Origin of the sequence: Streptomyces sp. NPDC090032 (genome assembly GCF_044748025.1) — a bacterium.
Classification (GTDB): domain Bacteria; phylum Actinomycetota; class Actinomycetes; order Streptomycetales; family Streptomycetaceae; genus Streptomyces.
The window spans coordinates 1-20,035 of sequence record NZ_JBIVFF010000013.1 but is presented as its reverse complement, the minus strand read 5'-3'; the positions used below and the strand labels follow the sequence as shown (position 1 = coordinate 20,035).

Below are 20,035 nucleotides of genomic sequence, written 5' to 3'. Positions count from 1 at the left end.
GATCAGATCCCAGGTGACGCCCGAGAGGCGACGCCCGCGAGGATCAGATCGTCGCCGTGTCGATCACGAACCGGTACCGCACGTCGCTCGCGAGCACGCGCTCGTACGCCTCGTTGATCCGGCTCGCCTCGATCAGCTCGATCTCGGCGCCCAGGCCGTGCTCGGCGCAGAAGTCGAGCATCTCCTGGGTCTCCTGGATGCCGCCGATGCCGGAGCCCGCGAGGGACTTGCGGCCCGCGATCACGGAGAACAGGTTGATGGAGATGGGCTCCTCGGGGGCGCCCACGTTCACCAGGGCGCCGTCCGTCTTCAGGAGCGAGAGGAACGCGCCGAAGTCGAGCGGGGCGGAGACCGTCGACAGGATGATGTCGAAGGTGCCGGCCAGCTCCTCGAAGGTCTTCGGGTCGCTGGTCGCGTAGTAGTGGTCGGCGCCCAGCTTGAGGCCGTCCTCCTGCTTGCGCAGGGACTGCGACAGGACGGTCACCTCGGCGCCGAGCGCGTGCGCGATCTTGACGCCCATGTGGCCGAGGCCGCCCATTCCGAGGATGGCGACCTTCTTGCCGGGGCCCGCGTTCCAGTGCTTGAGCGGGGAGTACGTGGTGATGCCCGCGCACAGCAGCGGCGCGGCCTCGTCGAGGGCGAGGCCCTCGGGGATGCCGACCGTGTAGTTCTCGTCGACGACGATGTGGGTGGAGTAGCCGCCGTAGGTGGGCTCGCCGTTCTTGTCGAGGGCGTTGTACGTGCCGACGTTGCCCTTGGCGCAGTACTGCTCGAGGCCCGCCTTGCAGTTGTCGCACTCGCGGCAGGAGTCGACCATGCAGCCGACGCCGGCGCGGTCGCCGACGGCGAACTTGGTGACGCCGGGGCCCACCTCGGTGACGATGCCGGCGATCTCGTGGCCGGGGACCATCGGGAAGATGCCCTCGCCCCAGCCGTCGCGGGCCTGGTGGATGTCGGAGTGGCAGATGCCGGCGAACTTGATGTCGATCAGGACGTCGAACTCGCCCACCGGGCGGCGCGGAATGGTGGTGCGCTCCAGCGGGGCCTTCGCGGAGGGTGCGGCGTAGGCACTGACGGTGGTGATCTCTGAGGTCATACGTCCAGCGTGCCCCAGCCGGAGGCGTCCTTCGAGCTCAGGGCCTCGCCCCGCTTTGCGTACGCCCACTGGTCCTACTACTGGCGGGGTCAGGAACACCTTCGTACGACCATGGCCGCCCGGCGATACTGGGAGCATGGACGATGACGGCACCCCCGCCACCCCGCGCGTCGGCGAGCCGATGGACCGGCGGGCCGAGCTGAGCGAGTTCCTGCGCACCCGGCGGGCCCGGCTGAAGCCGCAGGACGTGGGGCTGCCGGACTTCGGCAGGCACCGGCGGGTGCCGGGCCTGCGCCGCGAGGAGCTGGCGCAGCTGGCCGGGGTGTCGGTGGCGTACTACACGCGCCTGGAGCAGGGGAACGGGCGGAACGTGTCGGCGGAGGTGCTCGACGCGATCGCGCGCGCCCTGCACCTGACGGACGCGGAGCACGCGCATCTGACGCACCTCGCGAAGCCCAAGCAGCACAAGAAGTCGAAGCGGTCCGCCAGGCCCCAGCAGGCGCGGGTCGCGCTGAGACAGCTCCTGGACACGCTCGACGGCGTCCCGGCGTACGTCGGCGGGCCGCGCTCGGAGATCCTGGCGTGGAACCGGATGGCGGCGGCGCTCTTCGGTGACTGGGGCGAGCTGCCCCCGCACGAGCGGAACTGGTCGCGGCTCGTCTTCCTCGACCCGTCCTACCGCGATCTGTTCCTGGAGTGGGACTCCAAGGCGTCCGACATGGTCAGCTATCTGCGCCTGTACGCGGGCTGTCACCCCGACGACCCGGAACTGTCGGCCCTGGTCGGTGAACTCTCAGTCAAGAGCGAGGAGTTCAGGCGGCTGTGGGCGACGCACGACGTCAAGGAGAAGGGCCACGGCGTGAAGCGGATGCGGCATCCGCTCGTCGGTGACCTTGCGCTGATGTTCGAGACGCTGCACCTGCCGGACGACGAGGAGCAGTTCCTGGTCATGTACCACGCGGAACCGGGCTCCCCGTCGGCCGAGGCGCTGCGCCTCCTCGCGAGCTGGGGCACGGACGCGGTGCAGGCGGGCCAGGGACAGAGCCGCACCCAGGACTGAGCCAGGGGTTGGGTGAGCCAGGGCCGGCAGGGCGGCGCTACGGCTGGTAGGGCGGCGCGGCCCCCCAGTTCCACTGCGGTACGGGCTGTTCGGCGGGCCGGGCCGCGTCGGGGCCCGAGAAGTACACGGCGAGCCGGGTGCCCCACTCGACGTAGGCGCTGAACGCCGAGCGGAACTCGGCGTCGGCCGGCAGGCCCGCCTCGTCCGCCGCGTCCTGCATCAGATTGACCCAGCGGCGGCGCTGCGGCTCCGTGATGTGCTTGCCGACGTGCTTGGCGACCATGTGGCTGTGCCCGCCCTGCTGTTCGGAGTAGGCGGCGGGGCCGCCGAAGACCTCGCCGATCCACAGGGCGACGTGGCCGGCGTGCTCGGGCGGGAGGTCGGCGAAGAGGGGGCCGAGGAGGTCGTCCTTGAGGACCTTGGCGTAGAAGACGTCGGTGAGCCGCGCGAAGGCCTCGGCGCCGCCGGCCCAGTCGTACAGCGAGGGCACGGACGCGCCGGTGCCGCGTACGGACGTCGGCTTGTAGTGGCGCATCTCGTCGATGTTCCCGACGTACGGCCTGATCTCGGCGAGGAAGTCCTGGAAGAGTTCGGACTTGCGGAAGCCCTCGATGTGCTCCTCGGTCGAGGTCCAGGTGATGCGGAGGATGAAGTGCTCGAAGTCCTCTTCGCAGCGCGCCAGTTCGTAGTCGACGCAACTTGGCGCGGCGGCGAGTCGGACGGCTGCGCGCGTGTAGGCCGCGAGGAACTCGGCGGACCGGTCCTCGGGGATCCGGTAGCGGATGTACTCGACTGTCTGCGACGTCATGGCAGCCATCACAGCACGGGTGGCCCGCCCCGGCCATGAGGTCGGGACGGGCCACCTGGGCCTTCAGCGCCGGGCGTAACGGGCCGCGCCCGTCACTGCGCCCGCGGGCGTGACGCGCCTACGCCACGCGCCGCGCGCACCGCGGCTACTTGCCGTAGTACGCGTTGTAGACCGAGATCGTCGACTTGTTGCCCTTCTTGTCGGCGATCTTGGCGTGGAAGGAGACGGCCTTGCCCTTGGCCGGGTTCTTCACGGTGACCTTGCCGTTCTTGACGTCCAGCTTCTTCCACGTCTGGCCGTAGTCGTAGGAGACGTACACGGCCAGCGACTTGAGGTTGCTGCCCGCGGCCGCGCCCTGGACCGTGACGGGGACCGACTGAGTCTTGTCGGCGGGGGCGGTGCTGTCGAGGCCGACGGCCGCGTTGAAGCGGGCCGTGGACAGCGGCAGCCTGGCCGCCTCGTCGGAGGAGGCCGGCTTCTTCGAGCGGAACGTCCAGCTGGCGTCGACGCGGGTGGAGGCCGCGGCGATCTTGACGCTGCGCTTGATGGACGTCGAGAGCTTGTACTCGGCGTCGCCGGAGGTGACCTTGAAGGGCTTCTCGCCGACCAGCGGGTCGTCGTTCTCGCCGACCTTGGTGCTGCCCTTGTAGAGGGTGGTCTTCACCGAGAGGTACTGCGAGTAGCCGGCGTGGGTCTTGCCGTCGGCGTACATCGGCAGGTTGCCGTAGATCTCGTTGCCGTCGCGGAAGACGCCGTAGTCACCGCCGATACGGGGACCGAAGACGCCGGTGTTGAACGTCTTCTCGTACGCCTTGCCGCCCTGGAACGACTGGGGCGCGCCCAGCGTGTACGAGGCCTCCTCGGTCGGGAAGCCGTCGCTGTCCTCGGGGCCGTTCTGCGAGAACTCCAGGCCCCACTTCACCTTGTCGCCGGTGGACAGGTGCAGGGTGCGGGTGCCGGGGAGCTTCTGGTCGACGGCGACCGACCAGCCGCCGGAGCTGACGGGCAGCATGCCGATCGCGCCGAGGGAGCCGGTCTTGTCCTTGGCCGCCCCGCCGAGGCCGACCTTCACCGTGGCCAGGTCGCCCGCCGTGTAGTGCTTGGTGTAGCCGGTGGCGAGCTTCTTGACGGCGCCGCCGGAGACGGTGTCGTACTCGGTGTCGGCACCCTTCGTCCACACGCCGGTCCACTGCTGCTGGAGCTTGATGCCGGTCGGCTCCGGGCCGATGCCGGCGGTGCGGAAGTTGGTGTACGAGTCCAGCAGCCAGCCGTAGCTGGACGAGGAGTCGGCGGTGTCGACCGTGAACTCCGGCGCGGCGAGGACGCCCTCGGCGGCGGAGTCGGGGACGGTCACGGACACGGGCTTGGTGGTGCGGGCGTCGAGCGTGACCGTCGTGTTCTTGGTGACGTCCAGCTTCGGCTGCACCAGCCAGTCGGCGCCCTTGGAGAAGTCCTCGGGGTCGGCCGCCAGGAACTCGTTCAGGATGTAACTGCCCTTGGGAATGCGGACCTTGACGGTCCCCGAGTCCGGGTCGTACGCACCGAAGGTCTCACCCGCCGAGGCGCCGGTCAGGGCGGACAGGGACGTCTCGTAGCCCTGGGCGTCCTTTCCGTCGCGCCCGATGTGCTTGAGCGTCACGTCGTACGACTCGACCTCGCGCTGCACGGCGGCCGCGGTGCGCACGGACTGGCCGCCGCCCGTCGCCACGACGTACGCGGAGTACGCGCCGTCGACCGTACCGCCGAGCTTGGTGTCCGCGGTCAGGTCCACGGAGGCGGTGCCGCCAGCGGGGACGGTCACCTTCGTCGCGCCGAGCTTGAAGAAGCCGGCCGGGGCGGCCTGGCCCTTCGGGTTCGTGCCGGTGGCCGTCAGGTCGAGGGTGACGTCCTTGGTACCGGTGTTCCGGTACGTCACCTTCTTGGTGATCGCGGCATCGTCGGTGTGCGGCCACTGCGCGACGCCGAAGCTCACGGAGACGGGCTCGGCGAACACGGTCTGCTCGATGGCCTTGTCGACCTGGATACGGCCCGAACCCTGCTCGAAGGGCGTGTACTTGCCGCCCTTGGTGGAGCCGGTGAGGACGCCCTTGAGCTGGGCGGACTTCCAGTCCGGGTGCTCCTGCTTGAGGATCGCGGCGGCGCCCGCGACGTGCGGGGTCGCCATCGACGTACCGGAGATCGTGAGGTAGCCCTCGGGGTTCTCGCCGACCTCCTTGTCGATGACGCTGCCCGGGGCGGCGGCGGCCGTGATGTCGACGCCGGGGGCGGTGACGTCCGGCTTGACGGCGCCGTCGCCGATGCGCGGGCCGCGGCTGGAGAAGTCGGCCAGCTTGTCGTTGTCGTCGACCGCGCCGACGGTCAGGGCGGCGTCCGCGCTGCCCGGGGAGCCGACGGTCGAGTCGCCGAACTCGCCCTCGTTGCCCGCGGCGATGGCGAACAGGATGCCCTTCTCGGCGGACAGCTTGTCGACCTCGGCCTCGAGCGGGTCGATCTCGGGGGTGTCGCCGCCGCCGAGGCTGAGATTGACGACATCGGCGCCCTGCTCGGCCGCCCACTCCATGCCGGCGAGGATGCCGGAGTCGTCGCCGAAGCCTTCGTCGTCGAGGACCTTGCCGTTGAGCAGCTTCGCTCCGGGGGCCACGCCCTTGAACTTGCCGCCCGATTTGGCGCCCGTACCGGCCGCGATGGACGCGACGTGCGTGCCGTGGCCGAAACGGTCCACTGCGTCGGCGGCGGTGGAGAAGTTCTTCTCACCGACGACCTGGCCCTTGAGGTCGGGGTGGGTCGCGTCGACGCCCGTGTCCAGGACGGCGATCTTGACGCCCTTGCCGTCGTAGCCGGCCGCCCACGCCTTGGGGGCGCCGATCTGCGGGACCGACTTGTCGAGGCTGGCCTTGCGCACGCCGTCGAGCCAGATGCGGCTGATGCCTGCGGCGGCGGTGCCCCGGGAGGTCGTGACGGCGTCCCAGAGGCGGGTGGCGTCCTGCTCGGGCGTGGTGACGGCGTCCGCGTTCAGGGACTTGAGGGTCCTGCGGACCGTCGTGTCACCGGCGTCGCGCACGTCGGCGCGGGCGGCGGTCGCGGTGCCCTTGTAGCCGACGATCACCTTGAGGCCGTGCTTCTGGGCCTTGCGGTTGGCCGACTTGGAGAGTTCGGTGACGTCGAAGAGCCGCTGGTCGAGCTTGCCGCTCGCGACCAGGCGCTGCGCGTCGGCCGGCACCACGAGGGTGTGGCCGCCGACGGTGCGCGTCTGGGCGGGGATGTGCTCGCGGCCCTTGGCGTGCTGGTAGCCGGCGGGCTTCCCCTTCGCGTCGAGGGTGACGCGGTCGCCGGTGATGAGCGTGATGTGCTGCTTGGGCGCGGCCTTCGCGGTGTCGCCGGACTGTGCCGCGGGAGCGGCGGCCACGGCGGGGGCGGTCAGCCCCGCGGTGAGGACGAAGGCCGCCGCTGCGGCCACCGTCGTGGCGCTCAGTCTCTTCGAGGTTATTCGTGCCTGTCTGTGCAACTTTCCCCCTGGTGACGGTAGTTCACCGGTGGGAGAGCCAAGCGGCCCCCCTGCACAGAGATGATGCAGGGGGGTCACAGGTTGCGCACTGAAAGGATCGAAATCAGACAGCTTTCGAGTTTTCCGTGATCGTGATCCGGCCCTTGCGGATGGTGGCGAGCCGCGGCGCCCTGCGCGCGATCGACGAGTCGTGGGTGACCATGATGAAGGTCAGCCCGTGCTCCTTCCACATGGTCTCCAGCACGTCCATGATCTCGTCGCGCATCGACTCGTCGAGGTTGCCGGTGGGCTCGTCGGCGAGCAGCACCTTGGGGTTCTTGACGAGGGCGCGGGCGATGGCGACGCGCTGCTGCTGGCCGCCGGACATCTCCCCGGGCAGGTGCCCGAGCCGTTCGCCGAGGCCGACCGAGTTCAGGGCCTGCGCGGCACGTTCGCGGCGGTCGGCGGCCTTGAGGCCGAGCGGCACGAGGGCCGTCTCGACGTTCTCCTGGGCGTTCAGCGTCGGGATCAGGTTGAAGCTCTGGAAGACGAACCCGATGGACTCGGCGCGGAACTTGGTGAGCCGCGCCTCCGGGAGCTTCGCCAGGTCGACGCCGTCGAGCTCGATACTGCCCGCGGTCGGCCGGTCGAGCCCGCCAAGCATCTGGAGGAGGGTGGACTTGCCGCCCCCGGTGGGGCCCTGGATGACGAGCCGGTCGCCGTCGCCGATGGTCAGGTCCACCCCGGCGAGCGCGTCGACGGTGTCCTTGCCGCGCCGGTACTGCTTGGTGACGCCTCTCAGCTGATACATGGTGCAACTCCTGCGGTACGTAGAGGTGTTCGGGAGGCCGCGCGGTGCGGCTACTCGACGCGGCGCAGGGCGTCGGCCGGGCGGAGCCGGGAGGCGCGCCAGCCGCCGAAGGCGCCGGCGATCAGGCCTCCGGCGACGGCGAGGCCGACGGCGAGCGTGATGGTGGTGGCGCTGACGGGCGCGCTGAGGGCGATGTCGAGGGTCTTGCCGGCCGCCTGGCGCATGCCGGGTCCGGCCATCGCCAGGCCGCCGCCCCGGGCGCCGCCGGACGCGCCTGAGCCGAGTTCGGCGGTGAGGGTGGGGCTGATCGCGGTGACGGCGTAGGCGCCCGCGAGGCCGACGGCGATGCCGAGGACGCCGCCGACGAGCCCGTTGACGACGGCCTCGCCGACGACCTGGCGGGTGACGCGTCCGGACTTCCAGCCGAGCGCCTTGAGGGTGCCGAACTCCCGTACGCGGCGGGAGACCGCCGACGAGGTGAGCAGCCCCGCGACCAGGAACGCGGCGACGAGCACGGCGATGGAGAGCCACTTGCCGACGTTCGCCGCGAGGTCGGAGGCGGTGGACAGCGAGCCGGAGACGGTGTCGGCGAGATCGGCCGAAGTGGTCACCGTCGTGCCGGAGATGTTCTTCTGGATGGCGGACTTCACCGCGGAGATCTGCTGCGAGTCGGTCGCCTTCACATAGACCGTGGTGATCTTGCCCTTGGCGTCGGCGAGGGTCTGCGCCTGCTTCAGCGGTACGTACAGATTGGCGGCCGCGTCACCGCTGTCCGGTGTCGCGATGCCGATGAGCTTGTACTTGACGCCCTTGATCTTGACGGTGCCGCCGAGGGCGAGCTTCTTCTCCTTGGCGTACGACGTGTCGGCCACGACGACCTTGGCGTCGGTCTCGGACGTCTTGAACGTACGGCCCTTGGTGACCTTGGAGGAGGTGAGCGGGCCGAGGCCCTGCTTGGCCACGTCGGTGCCGTACACGCTGTAGGAGTTGACGTCGAAGGAGGCGCCGCCGCCCTCGACCCGGCCCTGCGGCTGGCCGCCGGTGCCGCCCGGGCCGCCCTGGCGGGTGGTGGTGCCGCCGCTCTGGTCCTGCTTGAACTGGCCACGCTTGAACTCGCCGTTGACCTTCATCACCTGAAGGCTGAGGCCGCCCACCGAGTCGGCGACGCCCTTCTGGCCGGCGACCTCGGTGACGGTCGACGAGGCGAGGGTCTGGAAGCCCTGCACCATGACGCGGTCGCTGCTCTGTTCCTCGCCGTCGTCCTTGGCGCCGAACTCGAACCGCGGCCGCCCGGTCTCCCCGCTCTTGGGCGCCTCGGCGGCCTTGGTGACGGTCATGTCGGTGCCGAGGCCGTACAGGGACTGGAGGACCTTGTCCTGGGCCTGGTTCATGCCGGAGGACACGGAGTTGACCACGATGACCAGCGCGATGCCGAGCGCGAGCCCGGAGGCGACGACAAGGGCCGCCTTTCTGCGGCGGCGCAGCTCGCGCCTCAGGTAGGTGAAGAACATGCCGTGAAGCTAGGGACACACCGTGATGATCCGATAAGGCCGGGATAAGAGACCGATGAGAACTCACGGAAGGCCGAAGGCCCGCACCCCGGCGACGGGATGCGGGCCTTCCGCGAGGACTGTCGGGACGACCGTCAGACGGCCGAACCGGCCTGCCACTGCGCCCAGTCCAGGTTCCAGCCGTTGAGGCCGTTGTCGGGCTGGATGGTCTTGTCGCCGGTGTTCTTCACGACGACGACGTCACCGACCATGGAGTTGTCGTAGAACCAGGCACCCGGCGTGTTCGGGTCGTTGGCGCCCTTGGCGTCGGACAGGCCGACGCAGCCATGGCTCGTGTTGGCGCCACCGAAGATCGACTTGGCGCCCCAGTAGTTGCCGTGGATGAAGGTGCCGGAGGCCGACAGACGCATCGCGTGCGGCACGTCCTTGATGTCGTACTCGCCCTTGCCGTCGGAGCCCTTGAAGCCGACCGTCGAGCCGTCCATCCGGGTCTCCTTGAACTTCTCGGAGATCACCATCTGGCCCTGGTACGTCTTGTTCTCCGGCGAACCGGCGGAGATCGGGATGGTCTTGACGACCTTGCCGTCCCGCGTGACCGTCATGGTCTTGGTCGCCGCGTCGACGGTCGAGACCTGGTTGCGGCCGACCTTGAAGGTGACCGACTTCTGCTGCACGCCGTAGACGCCGTTCGCACCCTCGACGCCGTCGAGGTTCAGCTTCAGCGTGACCGTGGAGCCACCCGTCCAGTAGTCCTGGGGGCGCAGGTCGAGGCGCTGGTTGCCGAACCAGTGGCCGACGACCTGCTGGCCGGTGCTGGAGGAGACGGTGATGCCCTTCTGGACATCCGCCTTGTTCGTGATCGCCTTGTCGAAGTTGATCGAGACCGGCATGCCGACGCCGACGGTGGAGCCGTCCTCGGGCGTGAAGTTGCCGATGAAGCTGTTGGCCTGCGAGACCGTCGTGAACGAGGCGTTCTCGTGGGCCGCGCGGCCGCTGGAGTCCTTGGCCTCGGCGGCGATCTTGTAGACAGTGGCGCGCTCGAGCTGGCCGGCGGGCTTCCAGCTCTTCTTGTCAGCGGATATCTGCCCCTGGACCGCCGCGCCCTCGGCGGTCGTCATCGTCACGTTCGTGAGCGAACCCTTGCTCACCGTGACCGCTGCGGCGTTGTTGATGCTGGCGTTGTCGGAGCCGTCCTTCGGCGCGATCTTGATCAGCGCCTCCGACGTCTTCTGAGCGGCGGCCTCGTCGACCTGGGCCTGCGACGACTTCTCGCCACCGCCCTCGGCGCCGTTGGCCTTGCTGCTGTTCCCGCTGCACGCGGAGAGCACCAGCACTCCTCCGACCAGAGCGGACGCGGCCATCAGACCCTTGCGCCGCTTACTGTCCGTCATCACACGCATCTCCATCGTCGCCAATTTCCCCGAAACCCCGAAAGCCCGTTGGGCCCCGATCCCCGCCACGCAGGAATCCCCATCAGCCCATGTAACGCCATGACCGGTTCGTCCCGTTCCTTTTCGGTCCCCAATGTGGGGGATGCCACGCCGGAACTAGCGTGAGCAGCCATGCACCAGTGGTAACAGAACCCCTCTCGTGCCCCCTTGCGGGACGCGGAAACCCCGGCCGGCGGTTGCCACCCGGGGCCCGGAACGTCCGTGCCGTCCAGCCCGGTCGCGCACCCCGCCCTAGAGCCTCTCGTGGTCCGCGTCGAGGGCGTCGCCGGCTTCGTCATCATCCACGTCGAGGTCCCAGTCGGGCGAATCAGGATCGTAGTCGACCTGTTCGCTGGACCAGGAGGCCTGCACGAGGTCCGTCCCGGGCACTTCGCTGACCAGGTCGAACGGGTCGACGAGATAGGCGAGTGCCTCAGCCTCGTCCTCGTTGACGGCGGCCTCGGCGTGGGCCCGCTCGTCGGCCGGCATGTCCTCGTCCTCGGCGATGCGCTGCAACGCGGCTCCGGTGATGGCGGCGGTGTCCTCGATCTCCAGGACCAAATCAACTCGGAGCCGAACAAATCGTGATGTCTCAGGGGTGCTCATACGAGGGAGCGTATGCCTCACCCCACCCGCGACTTTCGTGTGACCCGCACCTTTCACTAACATCGCCTCACACGGCCAATTCGCCAGCTCCACAAGGGGGATCGATTCCGTGTCCGTCGCACGACGATCGCTGCTCACCGCCACTGCCGCCGGGACACTCCTGGCTGCTCTGTGGTTCGTTCCGTCCGCCACCGCGACGCCCGAGAAGACAGCGGAGGCAGATCAGCAGCAGACCGCGACAGCGGTACACGCGCAGTCCGAGGGCCAACTGCGCCTGGCCGACACGGGAACGGTCGACACCACGCCGTACGTGATCGGCGGGTCGGCGTTCCTCGGCATAGGCGCCGGCTTCCTGACGTACTCGGTCAGGAAGAGCCGGATGACCGCCTACTGAGCAACGCCGGGGCGGGCCCCCCCCCCCCCCCCCCGGGGGGGGGGGGCCCCCCCCCCGGGGGGCCCCCCCCGCCCCGGCTTTCCGTAACTCCTAGGCCAGCGGCCCCGTGACGGGCTCCACGGCCGCCACCAGGTGCCCGCCGCGCACAAAGGCGTCCGCAGCCGCGAGATCGGGCGCGAGGAAGCGGTCGGGGCCCGGTCCCTGAACTCCCGCCGCCCGTACGGCATCGATCACCGCACGGGAAGCCGGAGCCGGCCTGAGGCCCTCGCGCAGCTCGATGCCGCGCGTGGCCGCGTACAGCTCGACGGCGACGATCCGCGTCAGGTTGTCGATCGCGGTACGCAGCTTGCGGGCGGCGGACCAGCCCATGGACACGTGGTCCTCCTGCATGGCGGAGGACGGGATGGAGTCCGCGGAGGCGGGCACGGCGAGCCGCTTCATCTCGCTGACCAGGGCGGCCTGGGTGTACTGGGCGATCATCAGGCCGGAGTCGACGCCCGCGTCGTCGGCGAGGAACGGCGGCAGCCCGTGGGACCGGTTCTTGTCGAGCAGACGGTCGGTGCGCCGCTCGGCGATCGACCCGAGGTCGGCGGCGGCGATGGCGAGGAAGTCGAGCACGTAAGCGACGGGCGCGCCATGGAAGTTGCCGTTGGACTCCACACGCCCTCCCCCGGAGCCGAAAGCCTGGGAGGTACCCCCAGGCAGCACAACAGGGTTGTCCACGGCGGACGCCAGCTCGCGCTCGGCGACGAGCCGCGCGTGGGCCATGGTGTCCCGCCCGGCGCCGGCGACCTGCGGGGCGCAGCGCACGGAGTACGCGTCCTGCACGCGCGGCGCGTCGTCCTGGTGGTGCCCGGTGAGCTCCGAACCCTTCAGCACGGCCAGCATGTTGGCGGCGCTTGCGCCCTGCCCCGGGTGAGGCCGGATGGCATGCAGTTCAGGAGCGAGAACCTTGTCGGTCCCCAACAAGGCCTCGAGCGACAAGGCGGCGGTGACGTCGGCGGACTTGTACAGGTTCTCGAGATCGGCGAGCGCCATGACGAGCATGCCCAGCATGCCGTCGGTGCCGTTCAGGAGGGCGAGCCCCTCCTTCTCCCGCAGCTCGACAGGCGCGATGCCATGGGCGGCGAGCAGCTCCCCCGCGGGAGCGACGACACCGTCGGGCCCTTCGGCGTCACCCTCGCCCATCAACGTGAGAGCGCAGTGGCTGAGCGGCGCGAGATCGCCGGAGCACCCGAGGGACCCGTACTCGTGCACGACGGGCGTGATCTTGGCGTTGAGGACGTCGGCCATGGTCTGCGCGACCTCGGGCCGCACGCCGGTGTGTCCGGAGCAGACGGTCTTCAGCCGCAGGAACATGAGCGCGCGCACGACTTCACGCTCGACGCGCGGGCCCATTCCCGCCGCGTGAGAGCGGACGATGTTCCGCTGCAACTGGGCCCGCAGGTCCTGGCTGATGTGCCGGGTGGCGAGCGCGCCGAACCCGGTGGAGACCCCGTACACGGGCTCGGGCTTCGCGGCCAGCGCGTCCACGATCGCGCGGGCCGAGGCCAGGGCGGCCACCGCCTCTTCGGAGAGCTCGATCCGGGCATCCGCCCGCGCCACGGCGACGACATCGGCCGCGCTGACACCGGACGTCCCCACCACCACAGTGTGCATATCCATATTCAGGAGCGTACGAGGTGAAGAGTCCAATGTCACGACCGAGTTCGGGGCGGACCCCTTACGCCCCCACGTCCCGCCCCCGGAGCCGGCGCCGCTCACTGTCACCGACGGCGGGCGGAGGAGAGTCGGCGAGGCGCACGACGGGATCGTCGGGACCGTCCCGCCCGGCCACGACAGGCTTCACGGCCCGCAGCGCCTTGGCCCGGTACTGGGCGGCATCGGCGAGCCGGAAGAGCCGCCGCGCGCTGAGCACCTCACCGATCGGATCACCGGTGGAAGCGATCCCGCAGGCGACCCCGTCCCCCAGCTCCAACTCGGAGGCGCGCGAGCACAGTTCCTCACCTGCCCGCACCACGTCATCGGCGTCGGGCCCCACGGCCACCAGACAGAACTCGTCACCCCCCAGCCGAGCGGCCAGGGTCCCCGGCAGCATCGCGCCGCACAACGAGAGAACGGACCCGAACCGCTCCAGCAACCGGTCCCCGACCGCATGCCCCAACGAGTCATTGACGCGCTTGAGCCCGTTCAGATCACACACGACAAGAGAGACGACATCTCCGCCGACCCGGTGCCGCTCAATGGCCTCATCGAGCCGCATGTCAACGGCACGCCGATTGGCGAGCCCGGTCAGGGCATCCGTGAAGGCGAGCCGCCGAGCCTCCTCGAGCCGCTCGGTCTGAGCGATACCGGCAGCGGCGACAGCGGCGAGAACGGTGGCGAAGGCGGCATCGGGGGCGCCGAAGACCTCGGCGCCCCCGGGCCGGGCGACGTACAACTCGCCCCAGGCGCGCCCGTGGAGAACAATCGGCGCGACAACGCAACACCCACGCCCCCGCCGTCGCAGGGCGGCGACGCGCTGATGGCAGTAGCCGCCGCCCTCCACGGCCCCGGACGCGGTCTCGACCCAGGCGCGCGGAGCACCCCCGCCCACCCACTGCTCGTGCAGGAACTCGGTGATCTCCGGGAACTGGTTCACGGGATAGGCCTCGTCCTCGGGGAACTCGACCTCGCCCGCGGCGCGCTCCCCCACGTTCACGAGGACGCGCAGCCTCCCGCGCTCGCGCTCCCACACGGACAGCGCCGCGAAGGTGCCGGACAGAGCGCGGCAGGCCCCGAGTGCGGCGGCCCGCCAGGACTCACGCGGAGACTGCGCCGCGGCCATCCCCTGCGCCATCGCGACCACGGCCCGCAACCGGACTTCCTCTCCCATAGGCCAAGATTAGGAAAGAAAAGCCCAAGTCGATACATTCAGGACCCATACGAGGCCAGGAATAGTCATTCACCGGGCCACTGGGGCGCCCGCTTCTCATTGAAGGCGGCGACACCCTCAGCCCGGTCGCCGGAGAAGGCGACGGACCGCCAGGCGGCGTCCTCGACCTCAAGGCCGGCCCGCAGATCGAGCCCGTACCCCACCCTCAGAGCGCGCTTGGCGGCGCGAAGCCCCACAGGCGAATTGGCGGCAATGCGACCGGCAAGCTCAAGCGCGGCCTCGCGATCGCCCCCCGCCTCCACCACCGAATCGACAAGCCCCATTTCCAGGGCCTCCCGAGCCTCGACACGCCGCGCCGAGAAGATCAGCTCAGCAGCTCTCGCAGCCCCCACGCGCCGGGGCAGCAGCTGCGTACCACCCCCACCGGGGATCACCCCCACAGACACCTCGGGCAGCCCCACGACAGCGGTCTCGTCGGCCACGATCAGATCGCAGGCCAGAGCGAGCTCGAACCCGCCACCGAGAGCGAACCCGTGCACAGCGGCGATGACAGGCATAGGAAGCTCAAGCACACCCCCATAAGCCCCCCGGGTCAAAGGCCGCTGCCGAAGAAGCTCAGCATCGGAAAAGGAGTTCCGCTCCTTCAGGTCGGCCCCCACGCAAAAAGCACGAGAAGCAGAAGAAGAAAGAACAACGACCCGCGCCTCACCATCAAGAGCAAGAGAGGCACAAGCCTGCCCCACACTCACCGCCATGGCGCTGGACACGGCATTCATGGCCTTGGGCCGATCGAGAACGAGCTCGGCGACAAAACCGTGCCGGCGCACCTCGACGAACTCTCCGAACCGCTCGCTCACAGACCCTCCCGGTTAACGACAGTTAACAACGGCAGAATCCTAGAGCGGCCGCCGCGTCAGAAGCCAGGGCTCGATGACACCGAGCCCACGCACGGGCCGCTGCCACATGGGCTGCAGAGCGAAGCGGTACGAGGGCGCGTCCTCGCCCTCCTTCTCGGCAAGCGCGGCGGCCTCGGCCTCGGAAACGGGCGCCTCACCAGCTCGCTGCAACTCCTCCGCGAACGCACCGTCGACCAGCACCGCATCCCGAGGAGCTATCGAGGTGAGCCGGCTGGCCAGATTCACGGTCGTCCCGAAGACATCGCCCATGCGGGTCGTCACGGTCCCGAAGGCCATCCCCACCCGCACCTCGGGCATGGTCTCGTCATTGGCCATGGTCTCGATGAGCCGCAGAGCGATCTCGGCGGCGATCCCCGAGTCGTCGGCGGCGTACAGCACCTCGTCACCCAGAGTCTTGATCAACCGCCCGCCATTGGCGGCGACAAGATCGGCGGCAGTGGTCTCAAAGGCCTCGACGAGCTCCCCGAGCTCCTCTTCCTCCATGCGCCGGGTGAGCCGCGTGAAGCCGACAAGGTCGGCGAAGCCGACGGCGAGCCGCCGGTCCACCATCTCCTCGTCGTCAGCAGCCTGCACCACACGCCCCGTGGCCGCGGCCAGCTGCCGCCGCCACACATAGACGAGAAACTCCTCCAGCTCGGGCAGGAGCAGTTCCATCAGGGGATACGTGACTTCGGTACGGGTCATCCCAGGCTCGGGAGGCTCGGTGAGCCCCTCCAGGAACGAATCGATCTGCCACTCGGCAAGCCGGGCGGTGGTCTGCCCCGTGGACCGGGCGACCTGCACGGCCATGGCCTCGCTGAGCAGCCCGGCCTCGACGAGACCGGCAAGCCGCCGCAGGGCGAGCACATCGGCCTCGGTCAGCGCCTTGGCCTGCCCGATGTCGGCAAACCCCATGGCCCGCCAGAACCGGGAGGCGAGCTCCATGGAAACACCGGCGCTGCGGGCGGCCTGAAACGGCGTGTACCGCCGCTCCGCACCCAGGATGAGCCCCTCGAGCCGGAGGGCAAGCGGATCCTCACCGCCGGCACCGTCCTCGACAGACTCGATGTCGGATGGGTTGCCCGCGCCGGAGCCCGAGTCGTCGACGGTCACGCCTGCTGCCCTTCCGATCTGCCACGGTCATGTATCGACCGGCCTCAACTTTACGGCAGGTGTGCCGCAGCTCACTCCCCCAGCACACACGAGTCCCGACCCCCCAGCCAAGTACAAACCAAAAGGACACGCACCACCGACCGGCCACCCGCGCACGAGACAAGACCCGCCGCCAGAAGAAAGCCCCACCGGACGGCCAGGCGCCGACGAAACGGAAGGGGCCGTGGGGGGCATGTGCGCGCGGAGCCACCAGCACCACGTACGGGCGATTCGGCTGAGCAGCGGAAACCCGTGGAACAGCGAGCACGTACATACCCCCACGGCGCCACGGCCCCGCACCCAAAACGCACCTGCGCAGCGGCCCCGAGCCGGGCCCCGACAACGAAGCCGGGCACTCCACACCCGGCCCCACGCCGGAAGCGCCCCCTCAGCCCCCCGCCCGCAGATGAACGATGTCCCCCGCCCCCACAGGCTGCTGCACGCCGTCCTCGGAGGCGATGACGAGCCGCCCGTCCCCGTCCACGGCAACCGCCTCCCCCACAAGCTCCTGCCCTCCAGGAAGCTCCGCCCGCACATTCCGCCCGAGCGTCGCGCACCCCGCGGCATAGGTCTCCTGAAGCCGCGACGCGGCAGGATCGCCACCCGCGGCCCGCCACTCGACGAACCGCTCCTCCAGCGACCGCAGAACGGCCCGCAACAAGGGATCCCGGTCGGTGGAAACGGCCCCGGCCAGGGCAAGCGACCCGGCCAGCGGCACGGGCAGCTCGTCGGCGCGCAGCGAGACGTTGAGCCCGATCCCGACGACCACGCCGTCCCCGGCCCGCTCGGCGAGGATGCCCCCGGCCTTGCGCTCCTCGCCGCCGACATTCACCAGCAGGTCGTTGGGCCACTTGAGGGCTGTGTCGACCCCGGCGGCGCGCGCGAGCCCCGTGGCGACGGCCACCCCGGTGAGCAGCGGCAGCCACCCCCACCGCTCCACGGGCACGTCAGCGCCGGGCTTCAGGAAGACGGAGAAGAAGAGCCCGGACCGCGCAGGAGCGGTCCACTGCCGGTCGAGCCGCCCGCGCCCGGCGCTCTGCGACTCGGCGACGAGGACGGCCCCTTCCTCGGCCTTGCCGCTCAAGGCGAGGGCGACGAGATCGGAGTTGGTGGAACCGGTGGCGGGAACCACGTCGACGGAGGACCACAGCCCGCCACGGACAAGGGCGCGCCGCAGGGCGGTGGCGTTCAACGGCGGCCGGTCCAGGTCCGACCACTGCTGACCGTCGTTCGCGCCGGAAGGATCGTCTGAAGCATTTCGGGGCGTCATGCAACCCACCCTAGGTGTGGTAAACGCCGCACTGCTGAACGGTATCCACGCCACTACGCTACGAGCCAGTAGCTACAGGGCCAGGCGTCCAGCCGCCCCCAAACCCCGCCGCGCCACATCGCCCCGCCCCATCCCCACCGTCCCCATTGAGCAGCCAGGGAGCCGCATCCCGATGTCCGTTCCGGAAGAGCCCACCGTGTCCAGCGCCATCGACATCCACACGACCGCGGGAAAGCTCGCGGACCTGCAGCGCCGGATCGAAGAGGCCACCCACGCCGGCTCCGCGCGCGCGGTGGAGAAGCAGCACGCGAAGGGCAAACTGACGGCGCGTGAGCGCATCGAACTCCTCCTGGACGAAGGCTCGTTCGTAGAACTCGACGAATTCGCCCGCCACCGCTCCACCGCATTCGGCCTGGACGACAACAAGCCCTACGGCGACGGCGTCGTCACCGGCTACGGCACCGTCGAAGGCCGCCCCGTCGCCGTCTTCTCCCAGGACTTCACCGTCTTCGGCGGCGCCCTCGGCGAGGTCTACGGCCAGAAAATCATCAAGGTCATGGACTTCGCCCTCAAAACCGGCTGCCCCGTCATCGGCATCAACGACTCCGGCGGCGCCCGCATCCAGGAAGGCGTCATGGCACTCGGGATGTACGGCGAGATCTTCCGCCGCAACACCCACGCCTCCGGCGTCATCCCCCAGATCAGCCTCGTCGTCGGCCCCTGCGCCGGCGGAGCCGTCTACTCCCCCGCCATCACCGACTTCACCGTCATGGTCGACCAGACCTCCCACATGTTCATCACCGGCCCCGACGTCATCAAGACCGTCACCGGCGAAGACGTCGGCTTCGAGGAACTCGGCGGCGCCCGCACCCACAACACCAGCTCCGGCGTCGCCCACTACATGGCAGGCGACGAAAAAGACGCCATCGAATACGTCAAAACCCTCCTGTCCTACCTCCCCTCGAACAACCTGTCCGAGCCCCCCGCCTTCCCCGAGGAAGCAGACCTGGCCCGCACCCCCGAGGACGACGAACTCGACACCCTCGTCCCCGACAGCGCGAACCAGCCCTACGACATGCACACCGTCATCGAACACGTCCTGGACGACGACGAGTTCTTCGAGACGCAGCCCCTGTTCGCGCCGAACATCCTCACCGGCTTCGGCCGCGTCGAGGGCCGCCCGGTCGGCATCGTCGCCAACCAGCCCCTGCAGTTCGCCGGCTGCCTGGACATCGACGCCTCCGAAAAAGCCGCCCGCTTCGTGCGCACCTGCGACGCGTTCAACGTCCCCGTCCTGACCTTCGTCGACGTCCCCGGCTTCCTCCCGGGCGTCGACCAGGAACACACCGGCATCATCCGCCGCGGCGCCAAACTGATCTACGCCTACGCCGAAGCCACCGTCCCCCTCATCACCGTCATCACCCGCAAGGCATTCGGCGGGGCCTACGACGTCATGGGCTCCAAACACCTGGGCGCCGACCTCAACCTGGCCTGGCCCACCTCCCAGATCGCGGTCATGGGCGCCCAGGGAGCCGTCAACATCCTGCACCGCCGCACCATCGCCGCCGCCCCCGAAACAGAACAGGAAGCAACCCGCGCCCGCCTCATCCAGGAATACGAGGACACCCTCCTCAACCCCTACACGGCGGCCGAACGCGGCTACATCGACGCGGTCGTCATGCCCTCCGACACCCGCGCCCACATCGTCCGAGGCCTGCGCCAGCTCCGCACCAAACGCGAGAACCTCCCGCCCAAGAAGCACGGCAACATCCCGCTGTAGAGCCCGTTGCAGAGCCCACTGGAGCCGCCATGATGATCAAGGTCGTACGGGGCAACCCGACCCCCGAGGAGCTGGCCGCCGCACTCGCGGTGGTCCAGGCCCGCGCCGCGGCAGCACCCACCGCCCCACCCGGCGCGACAGGCACCCGCGACGCATGGGCGGACCCCTCACGCGTCAACTCCCTGCCTCAGCACGGGCCGACGGCCTGGGCGCGCACCTACTGGCCGCGCTGAACCACACCACCCGATCGGAGAGTTCATGAACACCGTGCACCTGCGGGCGCGTCGCGCCGGTCACGCACCGGCCCCGCGCGCTCGCGTGGTGATCGCCAAGCCCGGCCTCGACGGCCACGACCGTGGCGCCAAGGTCATCGCCCGGGCGCTGCGCGACGCGGGCTACGAGGTGGTCTACACGGGCCTGCACCAGACCCCGGAGCAGATCGTCGCGACGGTGATCGCGGAGGACGCGCCGCTCCTCGGGCTCTCCGTACTCTCGGGTGCCCACCTGACGATCGTCGAGAAGGTGATCCAGCTGCTGGCCGAGGAGGATGCCGGCGACGTCCGCATCCTGGTCGGCGGCATCATCCCCGACGCGGACATCGCCGCCCTCGAAGCACTGGGCGTCCACGCCGTGTTCACCCCCGGCGCGGGCATCGGCGGCATCGTCGAGAGCGTGGACCGCCTGCTCGTCACCGCAGACACGACCGTCACCACCGAAACCCCCCACACCTCGGAACCCGCGCTGGAGCAGGCATGCTGAAGAGAGTCCTCATCGCCAACCGTGGCGAAATCGCTGTCCGCGTGGCCAGGGCGTGCCGGGATGCCGGTATCGCGAGCGTTGCCGTTTACGCGGAACCGGACCG

General features: G+C 69.7%; 18 protein-coding genes. 6 read left to right on the top strand and 12 right to left on the bottom strand.

Going from position 1 to position 20,035, the window contains the following annotated elements; genetic code table 11:
- Positions 1 to 43: 43 nt before the first annotated feature.
- Positions 44 to 1,084, bottom strand: a complete 1,041-nt coding sequence (locus ACIPWY_RS29475; protein ID WP_393703850.1) for an NAD(P)-dependent alcohol dehydrogenase — start codon at positions 1,082 to 1,084, stop codon at positions 44 to 46.
- A 148-nt stretch (positions 1,085 to 1,232) separates the two neighbouring features.
- Here ACIPWY_RS29475 and ACIPWY_RS29470 point away from each other — a divergent pair, with 148 nt between their 5' ends.
- The gene (locus tag ACIPWY_RS29470; protein ID WP_362903421.1) at positions 1,233 to 2,156 is read left to right on the top strand and encodes a helix-turn-helix transcriptional regulator; all 924 of its coding nucleotides are present in this window, start codon (positions 1,233 to 1,235) and stop codon (positions 2,154 to 2,156) included.
- Positions 2,157 to 2,193: 37 nt separating this feature from the next.
- Here ACIPWY_RS29470 and ACIPWY_RS29465 read toward each other — a convergent pair whose 3' ends face one another.
- From ACIPWY_RS29465 to ACIPWY_RS29440, 6 genes are all read right to left on the bottom strand, one after another.
- The gene (locus tag ACIPWY_RS29465; RefSeq protein ID WP_401535726.1) at positions 2,194 to 2,964 is read right to left on the bottom strand and encodes a group II truncated hemoglobin; all 771 of its coding nucleotides are present in this window, start codon (positions 2,962 to 2,964) and stop codon (positions 2,194 to 2,196) included.
- A 145-nt stretch (positions 2,965 to 3,109) separates the two neighbouring features.
- Positions 3,110 to 6,421 (bottom strand): S8 family peptidase, encoded by a 3,312-nt coding sequence (locus tag ACIPWY_RS29460; protein ID WP_401535724.1) that lies wholly within the window; start codon positions 6,419 to 6,421, stop codon positions 3,110 to 3,112.
- Positions 6,422 to 6,572: 151 nt separating this feature from the next.
- Positions 6,573 to 7,259, bottom strand: a complete 687-nt coding sequence (locus ACIPWY_RS29455) for an ABC transporter ATP-binding protein (RefSeq protein WP_356289540.1) — start codon at positions 7,257 to 7,259, stop codon at positions 6,573 to 6,575.
- 50 nt (positions 7,260 to 7,309) lie between these two features.
- Complete coding sequence (locus ACIPWY_RS29450; RefSeq protein WP_401535722.1) at positions 7,310 to 8,770, bottom strand: ABC transporter permease; 1,461 nt, start codon at positions 8,768 to 8,770, stop codon at positions 7,310 to 7,312.
- Between the two features lie 134 nt (positions 8,771 to 8,904).
- The gene (locus ACIPWY_RS29445) at positions 8,905 to 10,176 is read right to left on the bottom strand and encodes an Ig-like domain-containing protein (protein ID WP_401535720.1); all 1,272 of its coding nucleotides are present in this window, start codon (positions 10,174 to 10,176) and stop codon (positions 8,905 to 8,907) included.
- 276 nt (positions 10,177 to 10,452) lie between these two features.
- On the bottom strand, positions 10,453 to 10,806 hold the full coding sequence (locus tag ACIPWY_RS29440) for a hypothetical protein (protein WP_362903409.1): 354 nt from the start codon (positions 10,804 to 10,806) through the stop codon (positions 10,453 to 10,455).
- A gap of 109 nt (positions 10,807 to 10,915) precedes the next feature.
- On the opposite strand from ACIPWY_RS29440, the gene ACIPWY_RS29435 reads away from it, so the two are divergent.
- Complete coding sequence (locus ACIPWY_RS29435; protein WP_362903407.1) at positions 10,916 to 11,200, top strand: hypothetical protein; 285 nt, start codon at positions 10,916 to 10,918, stop codon at positions 11,198 to 11,200.
- 90 nt (positions 11,201 to 11,290) lie between these two features.
- On the opposite strand, the gene hutH is transcribed toward ACIPWY_RS29435, so the two are convergent.
- The 5 genes from hutH to ACIPWY_RS29410 all read right to left on the bottom strand — a co-directional run bounded on the left by hutH (position 11,291) and on the right by ACIPWY_RS29410 (position 17,393).
- Complete coding sequence (hutH, locus tag ACIPWY_RS29430) at positions 11,291 to 12,859, bottom strand: histidine ammonia-lyase (RefSeq protein WP_362903964.1); 1,569 nt, start codon at positions 12,857 to 12,859, stop codon at positions 11,291 to 11,293.
- A gap of 64 nt (positions 12,860 to 12,923) precedes the next feature.
- Positions 12,924 to 14,075: a GGDEF domain-containing protein gene (locus ACIPWY_RS29425; protein WP_362903405.1), complete on the bottom strand. Its 1,152-nt coding sequence runs from the start codon at positions 14,073 to 14,075 to the stop codon at positions 12,924 to 12,926.
- 65 nt (positions 14,076 to 14,140) lie between these two features.
- Entirely contained in the window at positions 14,141 to 14,932 is a 792-nt protein-coding gene (locus ACIPWY_RS29420) for an enoyl-CoA hydratase/isomerase family protein (protein ID WP_383886533.1), read from the bottom strand.
- 39 nt (positions 14,933 to 14,971) lie between these two features.
- Entirely contained in the window at positions 14,972 to 16,084 is a 1,113-nt protein-coding gene (locus ACIPWY_RS29415; protein WP_383886531.1) for an adenylate/guanylate cyclase domain-containing protein, read from the bottom strand.
- Positions 16,085 to 16,511: 427 nt separating this feature from the next.
- Positions 16,512 to 17,393, bottom strand: a complete 882-nt coding sequence (locus ACIPWY_RS29410) for a biotin--[acetyl-CoA-carboxylase] ligase (protein ID WP_362903400.1) — start codon at positions 17,391 to 17,393, stop codon at positions 16,512 to 16,514.
- Between the two features lie 172 nt (positions 17,394 to 17,565).
- On the opposite strand from ACIPWY_RS29410, the gene ACIPWY_RS29405 reads away from it, so the two are divergent.
- The 4 genes from ACIPWY_RS29405 to ACIPWY_RS29390 all read left to right on the top strand — a co-directional run.
- Positions 17,566 to 19,173, top strand: coding sequence for an acyl-CoA carboxylase subunit beta (locus tag ACIPWY_RS29405; RefSeq protein ID WP_401535715.1), 1,608 nt, complete (start codon positions 17,566 to 17,568; stop codon positions 19,171 to 19,173).
- Positions 19,174 to 19,202: 29 nt separating this feature from the next.
- Positions 19,203 to 19,406, top strand: a complete 204-nt coding sequence (locus ACIPWY_RS29400) for an acyl-CoA carboxylase epsilon subunit (protein WP_401535712.1) — start codon at positions 19,203 to 19,205, stop codon at positions 19,404 to 19,406.
- Between the two features lie 25 nt (positions 19,407 to 19,431).
- Positions 19,432 to 19,932, top strand: coding sequence for a cobalamin B12-binding domain-containing protein (locus tag ACIPWY_RS29395; RefSeq protein ID WP_401535710.1), 501 nt, complete (start codon positions 19,432 to 19,434; stop codon positions 19,930 to 19,932).
- A partial coding sequence (locus ACIPWY_RS29390) for a biotin carboxylase N-terminal domain-containing protein (RefSeq protein WP_383897459.1) occupies positions 19,929 to 20,035 on the top strand: 107 nt, incomplete at its 3' end. The genes ACIPWY_RS29395 and ACIPWY_RS29390, both read left to right, overlap by 4 nt.

Excerpts from the sequence above, each read along its gene's own strand:
- ACIPWY_RS29470 (WP_362903421.1), top strand. The coding sequence starts at position 1,233 with ATGGACGATGACGGCACCCCCGCCACCCCGCGCGTCGGCGAGCCGATG.
- ACIPWY_RS29465 (WP_401535726.1), bottom strand. The coding sequence starts at position 2,964 with ATGACGTCGCAGACAGTCGAGTACATCCGCTACCGGATCCCCGAGGAC.
- ACIPWY_RS29455 (WP_356289540.1), bottom strand. The coding sequence starts at position 7,259 with ATGTATCAGCTGAGAGGCGTCACCAAGCAGTACCGGCGCGGCAAGGAC.
- ACIPWY_RS29450 (WP_401535722.1), bottom strand. The coding sequence starts at position 8,770 with ATGTTCTTCACCTACCTGAGGCGCGAGCTGCGCCGCCGCAGAAAGGCG.
- ACIPWY_RS29445 (WP_401535720.1), bottom strand. The coding sequence starts at position 10,176 with ATGGAGATGCGTGTGATGACGGACAGTAAGCGGCGCAAGGGTCTGATG.
- ACIPWY_RS29440 (WP_362903409.1), bottom strand. The coding sequence starts at position 10,806 with ATGAGCACCCCTGAGACATCACGATTTGTTCGGCTCCGAGTTGATTTG.
- hutH (WP_362903964.1), bottom strand. The coding sequence starts at position 12,859 with ATGCACACTGTGGTGGTGGGGACGTCCGGTGTCAGCGCGGCCGATGTC.
- ACIPWY_RS29425 (WP_362903405.1), bottom strand. The coding sequence starts at position 14,075 with ATGGGAGAGGAAGTCCGGTTGCGGGCCGTGGTCGCGATGGCGCAGGGG.
- ACIPWY_RS29410 (WP_362903400.1), bottom strand. The coding sequence starts at position 17,393 with ATGACGCCCCGAAATGCTTCAGACGATCCTTCCGGCGCGAACGACGGT.
- ACIPWY_RS29405 (WP_401535715.1), top strand. The coding sequence starts at position 17,566 with ATGTCCGTTCCGGAAGAGCCCACCGTGTCCAGCGCCATCGACATCCAC.
- ACIPWY_RS29400 (WP_401535712.1), top strand. The coding sequence starts at position 19,203 with ATGATGATCAAGGTCGTACGGGGCAACCCGACCCCCGAGGAGCTGGCC.
- ACIPWY_RS29395 (WP_401535710.1), top strand. The coding sequence starts at position 19,432 with ATGAACACCGTGCACCTGCGGGCGCGTCGCGCCGGTCACGCACCGGCC.